The following is an 8,310-nucleotide window of genomic DNA, read 5'->3' on the forward strand; positions in this document are numbered from 1 at the left end:
GGATCGGGCGGCCTCGGCGATACGGGCGTCCTCCGCAGCCGAAGCCGGCGACGGCGACTTGAGGAACCAGTAAGCCAGGACCGGAACGATGGTGAGGGAGACGAGCAACGAGGACAACAGGGCGATGGTCACCGTCAGGGCGAAGGGCCTGAACAGCTCGCCAGCCAGGTTGCCCACAAAGGCGATCGGCAGGAACACGGCAACCGTGGTGAGGGTGGACGCTGTGATGGCGCCGGCAACTTCGCGGATCGAATTGAGGATGGCCCCGAGCTTGTGCTCGCCGTAGCTGAGGTGCCGTTTGATGTTCTCGATCACCACGATCGAGTCATCCACCACGCGGCCGATCGCGATGGTCAACGCGCCGAGGGTGAGGATGTTGAGCGAGTAGTGGGTCGCCGATATTCCGATGAACGTGATCAGGAGCGACAACGGAATGGAGACCGCCGTCACGAGCGTTGAGCGTACGGACATCAGGAACACGAGGATGACCGCTACCGCGAAGCCCAGCCCAAGAAGGCCTTCCGTCGTGAGGTCCTTGATGGACTTTTCGATGTATGGGGCTTGGTCGAACACTGGCGTGAAGTGCGCATTGGAGCCGAGTTCGGCTTCCATCTGGGCAATGGAATCCTTCACGGCGTGCGAAATGGCAACGGTATCGCCGTCGGGCTTTTTCGTGATGGACAGGGCCAGCGTCGGCTTCCCGTTGGTCCGGGTAATCGAGGTTGCGGCGTCGTCCTTGATGCTCACGTCGGCAACGGAGCCGATGGTGGTTCCGCCCTTGGCGCCGGTGAGCGGCAAGCCCTTGATGACGTCGAGGGAGTCCACCGGGCTGCCGATTTGCAGGGAAAGGGTCTTGCCCTGGTCCTCGATGGTTCCTGCCGGGACCAGGGTCCCGTTGTTCTTGAGGGCGTTCGTGAGCGACTGGACGGTGGCGCCGCTCGCGGCCATGGCTTGGGCTTTGGGCTGGATCAGGATGTGTTGGGTGGCTCCGCCTGTCACGTCAGCGCTGCGGACCCCGTCCAGTTTCTGGAGCCGGGGAACGCTCAATCGCTGCAGGTCCGTGTTCAGCTCGCTGAGAGGCTTGTCCGAAGACACCGCCAGGTACACGATCGGGAAGTCGCTGATGCTGCCGGCAAAGGATCGGGGCTCGACGTCGGCCGGCAGCACACGCTTGGCGTTGGAGATGGCGCGGTCGATCTGGTTGCGCGCGCGGTCCAGGTTCGAACCATAGGTGAACACCATGGAGATCTGCGAAACACCGTTCCGCGACGTCGACGTGGTCGATTCCAGGCCCTCGACGCTGTTCAGTGCTGCTTCGAGCGGGCGGCTGAGCTGCTTGTCGACAACTTCCGGCGACGCGCCCGGCATCGCCGTGATCACCGAGATCTGCGGGAACTCGATCGAGGGAATGAGTTCCTGCTTGAGGGACGACATGGTGATCACGCCGAACACCGCCGCGAAGACGGTGATCAGCGCGATCAGTGCCCTGTTCGCCAGTGAAAGCTTTGCCAGACGGAACATCGCACTGTCTCCTGGGATCTACGGTCTGTCTCTTGTCGTGAACCGGCCGCAGCCCGGACGGTTGCTAGTGCTGGACGGCGTCGGCAGGCTCGAGTTGGAGCGAACGGGCAGTGCTCGCTTCCAGCTCGGCCGCAAGGTCGGGATTGTCGTTTAGCTTGACGCCGTAGCCCGGCATCATTTCCTTGAGCTTGGACTGCCAGCCTTTGAAGTTCTTCGGGAAGGACCGCTGGAGCATCTCGATCATGATGGGGACGGCGGTCGAGGCGCCGGGGGAGGCGCCGAGCAGTGCTCCGATGGATCCGTCACGGGCCGTGATGACCTCGGTGCCGAACTGCAGCACGCCGCCCTTCTTGGAGTCCTTCTTGATAATCTGAACCCGCTGGCCTGCTGTGATGAGCTCCCAGTTGCCGCCGTCGGCCTGGGGGTAGTACTCGCGAAGGGACTCCACCTTGGCGTCGTGGCGCTTGGCCACTTCCTTGATCAAGTACGCGGTCAAGTCCATGTTGTCCTTGGCCACGGCCAGCATCGGGATGATGTTGCTCGGGCGGATGGACAGCGGAAGGTCAAGGTAGCTGCTCGTCTTGAGGAAGTTGGTGGAGAAGCCGGCGTACGGGCCGAAAAGCAGGGAACGCTTGCCGCCGACGTAACGGGTATCAAGGTGCGGCACGGACATGGGCGGGGCGCCGACGGAGGCCTGGCCGTACACCTTGGCGCTGTGCTGGCTGGCGATGGCCTCGTCGGTGCAGCGGAAGAACTGTCCGGATACCGGGAAACCGCCGTAGCCCTTGCTTTCCGGGATGCCCGATGCTTGGAGCAGGTGGAGTGCTCCGCCGCCCGCGCCGACGAAGACGAACTTGGCGTGGATCCGGCTGTGTTCGCCGGAAGCGGGGTACTTGAGTGAAAGGTCCCAGCCGCCGTCGGAGGCTTTGCTCACATTGGTGACGTCGTGGCCATAGTTGACTTCAACGCCGTTCGCGGCGAGGTAGCCGGTCAGTTCGCGGGTCAAGGCGCCGAAGTCGACGTCGGTGCCTTCAGCGGCGCGGGTGGCGGCAACGCGCTGCTTGGCGTCGCGGCCCTTGACGATCAGCGGAGCCCACTTGGCGATCTGTGCCTGGTCTTCCGTGTATTCCATGCTGCGGAAGAGCGTGTTGGGCTTGAGTGCCTCGTAGCGGGTCTTGAGGAAGTCTGCGTGCTTGTCGCCGATGACAAAGCTCATATGCGGGACGGTGTTGATGAATCCCTTCGGGGAGCCGATCAATTTGTTGTCCACGAGGTGGGACCAAAACTGCCGGGAGAGCTGGAACTGCTCGTTGATGTGGAGGGCCTTGGACGGGTCTACCGAGCCGTCCTTGGCTGCGGGCGAGTAATTAAGCTCACAGAGCGCTGCGTGCCCGGTTCCCGCGTTGTTCCACGGTCCGGAGCTTTCCAGGCCGGCTTCGTCGAGTCGCTCAAAAAGGGAGATGGTCCAGCTGGGTTCGAGTTGCTTGATGAACGCCCCCAGGGTTGCGCTCATGATCCCGCCCCCAATAAGGACGACGTCAGCGTGGTGTGTCTTGGAAATGAAGGTCACGATCTATCTCCGATAGCGGCGGCACTGGCTGTCACAGAATATCCCCGCGTGGGCACATAACTGAAATTGCGGCGGGACGTCAAGACTTCAGGCGAACGTTTGTAAAAACTTCGTTTAAGACAGGCGATGCCGGGTACTTCTCGACGCGGTCGGAAAGGGCCAAAGCCGAGATCGGGAAGGCGATGGGTACCGCCGGGACGGTGGCAGCGATCTGCGCATTGATGGTCTGGTACTGCGAGTTGCGGTCAGCGCCGTCGGGGAGTCCCCGGGCCCGGTCGATCTTTGAGAAGACTTGGGGATCGCTGTAGCCGAACTCACCGTTGTTTTCACCGAAGAGGGTTCCAACGAAGTTGTCCGGGTCCGAGTAGGCGCCATTCCAGCCGAGCAAATGCAGCGCATGGTCACCGGGTGATTGGACCTTCTGGAGGTAGCCGTCGTCCCAGTTCACGGGCACCGGCTTGATGTTCAGTCCGATGGCGGTGAGCTCCGCGCTGATCTCCGCGTAGATCTTCTCCGGAGTGGGAAGGTAGGCGCGCGTGACATTGAGCGGGTAGTAGAACTTGAGCTCCTCGCCTTTGTAGCCCGACTTGGCGAGGAGTTGCTTGGCCTTGTCCGGGTCGTATCCCAAGGACGGTGCGTTGTTGTTGAAGCCGCTCAGCTTGGGGGGAACAAACTGGGTCGCAGGTGAGGTGTTGTCGATGAAGAACTTGTGGATAAGGGTGTCTTTGTCGATGGCCATCTCTATTGCCTGCCGCACGCCAAGGTTCTGGAGGGGCGCCACGGACTCGTTCATCCCCAGGTACATCACGGAGAACGGATCCCGTTGGACGATTTGCATGCCCTTCTTGACCAGTTGGTCGAAGGTGCCGGCGGTAACAAGGTCGTATCCGTCGATGGTTCCAGCGAGCAAGGCCTGGAGCCGGGCCTGCGGATAGTCGAACGGAATGAAGTTGACCGTGGCTATCTCTCCCCGGTCGCCCCAGTAGCCCTTGTAGCTGGTCAGCGTAATGCGGTCCTGGCTCCAGGAGGAGAAAAGGTAAGGTCCCGTGCCACAGGGTGGGAGGCATAGGCTGACGCCGGCTGGCCTGACAGCTTCTTGTCCAGGACGTCGGCCTTGCCGTCGGCCATTGCTTTCGGGGAGGACATCGCGAACGCCGGCAGGGTCAAAGCCTGAAGGAAGCCTGTGAAGGGCTTGGCCAGGTTGATTTGGACGTGATCGGGGGAGATGACCTTGCAGTTCTTGAAGAGCGAAAGCGAAGCGTCGTCCGCGAAGGATTTGAAGACGCTCTTGAATGCGATGCCCGGTGCCTGCTGACGCACGGTCGCCGGGAAATTGAACCAACGGTTGAAGTTGCTGCAGACGGCGGCGGCGTCAAAGACGGTGCCATCGTGGAAGGTGACTTTCGACCGCAACGTGAAGTCGTAGCTGAGTCCGTCGTTCCCTTGTGACCAAGAGGTGGCAAGCAGGGGAGTTGGTTGGCCGGTGGACGCGTCGACCCCCACAAGGCCTTCCATCACTTGCCGGGTCACGCGATAGGACTCGGAGTCGTTCGTCACGGCGGGATCGAGCCCAAGCGGCATCGACGGGGTGCCGAAGTTGAAGGTCTTGCTCGGCTCTGCCTTGGTGCTGCCCGCGGCCGAGGCTGACGGTGCCGGTCCAGGACTTACCGTGCACGAGGTCAAGGCCAGGGCCAGAAGGCCTGCGCCGATTTGTAGCGTGACTCGGCGAAGCTTGCTGCTTACCACTCTTGTCCCCTCAAGGCAGTTGGACGGGCTTGGGGCCCGCGGCAGCCGGACCGCGGTCCAGTCTAGTTCAGGGCCCTGAGTCCCGGCTGGAAACTGGAAGTGCCCCGGCCAAGGACCGGGGCACTTCCTGAATGTGCGCAAGGGGGGACTTGAACCCCCACGCCCGAAGGCACAGGAACCTAAATCCTGCGTGTCTGCCAATTTCACCACTCGCGCTGGTGTTGGTCTCCGGATCGGGATTCAGGGATTCCCGCCCCGGTCTTCTACCGGCCTCCATTGTACCCGCGGTTTCGCGCCACCCATTCCAGCCGCGCCTATGCGGCGATGCGGTGGCTACTTGTCGAGTTTGAGGTCCCTGCGGAGTTTGGCGACATGGCCGGTGGCCCGCACGTTGTACTGGGCCAAGGCCACCTTGCCGTCGGGGTCCACCACGATCGTTGAGCGGATCAGCCCTTGGTAGGTGCGCCCGTAGTTCTTCTTTTCGCCCCACGCCGCATAGGCCTCAGCCACGTGGTGCCCCTCGTCGGACAGCAGTGGAAAGGTCAATGATTCTTCGGCCACAAACTTCTCCAGATCCTTCACGGTGTCCGGAGAGATGCCAAGAACCTCGTAACCGGCGGCCTGGAGGGTTGCGAGGGAATCGCGGAAGTCGCAGGCCTGCTTGGCGCATGCCGGGGTGGAAGCCGCGGGGTAGAAGTAGATGACTGTATTGCGGCCACGGTGCGAGGCCAGGCTGATCTCGCGGCCCGCGTGGTCCTTGAGGGTGAAGTCCGGGGCAATGTCGCCTGGAATGAGTCGTTCAGCCATTTGTGCTCCTTGCTAGCGTTCGCGATCACTCAGCTTAGTGATCGGCTGGCCGCTTCACGAATTGAACCCCGGTCCTGCTCCGCGCGCAGCGGTCTATATACTGGCCCTTATGCCTGATATGGAACGGTGGCCCACTGGGCGCCTGCTCTCCACGGCCGCGCGACTCGTGGAGCATGCCTGGAACGAGAAACTGCGCGGTATGGACCTGACCCATGCCGGGGTCATTGTCATGGAAGTACTTGCCGTCAACGGACCGACCACCCAGTCGATGCTCGCACAGATCGTCCGGGTTCAGGCGCAGACAATGGGGAAGACGCTCACCAGGCTGGAGGCACACGGCCACGTCAGCCGTGCACGCAGCGTGTCCGACCGCCGTAGCCAAGTGGTCAGTTTGACCGAGGCGGGGGAGCGCACCCTCGGACTCGCCACGCAGCTGGAACGCGAAGTGCTTGCACCCGTGCCCGTGGACACCGCCAAACTGCGGCGGGAGCTCCAGTCGCTTGTACGCGAACTGGCAAACAATCATTCCTCGGCAGTCGTGAACGACATTGTGGCCGCAGCGGATTCAGCTGTGGCGCCGGGCGAGCCCTCCAACTAGGCCTCCGCAGGTCCGGGCGGAAGCGGCTCCGGGCCGAGTCCGGGGGAAAATAAAAAAGATCCCTGGACGGCCATTCAGCCATCCAGGGATCTTCCCTTTGGTGCACCCCCCGGGACTTGAACCCGGAACCCATTGATTAAGAGTCAATTGCTCTGCCAATTGAGCTAGAGGTGCAATTGTTTGTTGCTCGCAACGCAAAGAAATAACCCTTGAGCGGCAACTGCCGCTCAAGGGTCCTTCCCTTTGGTGCACCCCCCGGGACTTGAACCCGGAACCCATTGATTAAGAGTCAATTGCTCTGCCAATTGAGCTAGAGGTGCATTTGTCGATTTCGATCGGCTGAGGGCTCTTCTTCCCTCGTTGATCTCCGCAACGACATGTAACTCTACACGACACTTGCCGAAGTGTGAAATCGGCCCGGGCCTCCTGCGCGTCACTGGCGGGGAGGCTTCAGGAGCAGTGCAAAGTCGGGGTTTTGGTTGTTGCTGAGGACCCACAGTGTGCCGTCCGGCGCTAGCGAAACGTCCCTCAGCCGTCCGTACTGGGCCGTGAGGTACGCCACGGGATTCCCCGCGGTTTCTCCGCGCAGCGGTACGGTCCACAAACGCTGACCGCGCAGCGCGCACGTGAACGCCGTTCCGTTCACGATTTCCAGACCGCTCGGTGAGGCATCCGCCGTCGACGGCCAGACCACCTTGGCGTCGATGTAACCGGCGCGGCCGGGCGCACCGGTCACTTGTGGCCAACCGTAGTTGCCGCCCGCTTCGATGAGGTTGAGTTCGTCGTTGACGTCGGGTCCGAATTCACTCGCCCACAGCCTGCCGTCACTGTTCCAAGCCAAACCCTGCACATTGCGGTGTCCGTAGCTGTAAACGGGATTGCCGAACGGGTTGCCCGGTGCCGGCTTTCCCTCGGGGGTCAGCCTCAGGATCTTCCCGCCAAGCGCAGTGCGGTTCTGTGCTTGCTCCGGGTGCTGCGCGTCTCCCGTGCCGACGTAGAGGAACCCGTCGGGACCGAAGCGGATGCGCCCGCCGTTGTGGGTGGCGGCTTTGGGAATGCCGGTGAAGATGACTTCGGGTGTGCCGAGGCTCAACCGCCCGTCTGCGGCCTGCTCCAGCCGGATGCGCGAAATCCGGTTGTCCGATTCAGCGGTGAAGTAGGCATAGAGCAGGCGGTCGCTGGCGAACGTCGGGGAGAGCGCCAGCCCCAGCAGCCCGCCTTCGCCCCCGGGTACGACGCCGGGAACCTCGCCTACCGTCGTGGCCCGATCGTTCCGGACCGATTTGATCAGCTTGGTGTCGCGTTCGGAGATGACGGCAGTACCGTCGTCGAGGAACACGATCGACCACGGAATTGTCAGATTCAGGTCAAGCTTCCGATTCAACTCGGGTCCGTTGCCTTGGGTAGGCCCCGGTCCGGGGGCACTCCCTGTACAGGCGCTCAGCAACAGGGCCACGAGGCAGGCCACCGCTACGGGAGCCCGGACGAGCGCAAGGCGGGACCGGAAGACGCTCCCGGATCCCGCCTTTGCCTGGTTCATTGCTTGGGTCCTGGTTGCAGGGCTGCTTGCCGCCCTGGGTCAGCTCCTTGGGGCTCTCAGCGGCGGTTCCTGCGAGGAGGTCGGAAGCCGGCTGCCTCGGCGTGGGCGCTGGAAATAAACCAGACGTCGGCCTTGACCTCGTCGTACGACGGGCTGTCTTCATCGTGATAGGTCATGGTGTCCGCGTTGCCTTTGACGGTGTAGCCATCAGGGCCACTCCCGTCAGCGCCGGCCGCGGCGGAGCCTTCGCCATACGGCTGCTCGGCTGCGAGATGCCCGCCCAGCGGCGATGCGGCTGCGGAATCCTGGGCCACGGTGGTTGACTCAACCGGCGAAGGTGCCGCGTCGGGATTTTCGGCCCGGTCTTCCTGCGCCCCTTCGGCTGCAGTGTCGACTGCCTCCGCCGCGGCGGATTCCGCGCCGGGAAGCTCGGTGCATGGGCGTCCGTGTATTCGCGGTGGTGGATCGGGGCGGGAGCCACTGGTGCGCTGCCTTCGCTCCAGGTCGCTTCCCATTCGGCGCTGTCGG

The 8,310-nt window shown here is 62.8% G+C and carries 6 protein-coding genes, 3 tRNA genes and 1 pseudogene; 1 reads left to right on the top strand and 9 read right to left on the bottom strand.

The features are described from left to right. The 5 genes and pseudogenes from AHiyo1_RS03635 to bcp all read right to left on the bottom strand — a co-directional run. On the bottom strand, positions 1-1,521 hold a 1,521-nt coding region (locus AHiyo1_RS03635; RefSeq protein WP_148667430.1), incomplete at its 3' end, for an efflux RND transporter permease subunit. Between the two features lie 64 nt (positions 1,522-1,585). Beyond that, complete coding sequence (locus tag AHiyo1_RS03640) at positions 1,586-3,091, bottom strand: malate:quinone oxidoreductase (protein ID WP_059387639.1); 1,506 nt, start codon at positions 3,089-3,091, stop codon at positions 1,586-1,588. A 79-nt stretch (positions 3,092-3,170) separates the two neighbouring features. Continuing rightward, positions 3,171-4,837, bottom strand: a pseudogene (locus AHiyo1_RS03645) (ABC transporter substrate-binding protein). A gap of 134 nt (positions 4,838-4,971) precedes the next feature. After that, a tRNA-Leu gene (locus AHiyo1_RS03650) sits at positions 4,972-5,053 on the bottom strand. A gap of 117 nt (positions 5,054-5,170) precedes the next feature. Beyond that, a complete protein-coding gene (gene bcp, locus AHiyo1_RS03655) occupies positions 5,171-5,644 on the bottom strand; it encodes a thioredoxin-dependent thiol peroxidase (protein ID WP_059387640.1) in 474 nt (157 codons plus the stop codon). A gap of 109 nt (positions 5,645-5,753) precedes the next feature. Here bcp and AHiyo1_RS03660 point away from each other — a divergent pair, with 109 nt between their 5' ends. Continuing rightward, the gene (locus AHiyo1_RS03660) at positions 5,754-6,242 is read left to right on the top strand and encodes a MarR family winged helix-turn-helix transcriptional regulator (RefSeq protein ID WP_084784340.1); all 489 of its coding nucleotides are present in this window, start codon (positions 5,754-5,756) and stop codon (positions 6,240-6,242) included. Between the two features lie 98 nt (positions 6,243-6,340). On the opposite strand, the gene AHiyo1_RS03665 is transcribed toward AHiyo1_RS03660, so the two are convergent. From AHiyo1_RS03665 to AHiyo1_RS25375, 4 genes are all read right to left on the bottom strand, one after another. Then, positions 6,341-6,416, bottom strand: a tRNA-Lys gene (locus tag AHiyo1_RS03665). A 70-nt stretch (positions 6,417-6,486) separates the two neighbouring features. Beyond that, positions 6,487-6,562 (bottom strand) — tRNA-Lys (locus tag AHiyo1_RS03670). A 113-nt stretch (positions 6,563-6,675) separates the two neighbouring features. Next, on the bottom strand, positions 6,676-7,782 hold the full coding sequence (locus AHiyo1_RS03675; protein WP_084784341.1) for a PQQ-dependent sugar dehydrogenase: 1,107 nt from the start codon (positions 7,780-7,782) through the stop codon (positions 6,676-6,678). 56 nt (positions 7,783-7,838) lie between these two features. After that, positions 7,839-8,310, bottom strand: a 472-nt coding sequence (locus AHiyo1_RS25375; RefSeq protein WP_445286181.1) for a sunset domain-containing protein, incomplete at its 5' end; no start/stop codon positions are given.

The sequence above is a fragment of the Arthrobacter sp. Hiyo1 genome (genome assembly GCF_001263615.2).
Lineage (GTDB): Bacteria > Actinomycetota > Actinomycetes > Actinomycetales > Micrococcaceae > Arthrobacter.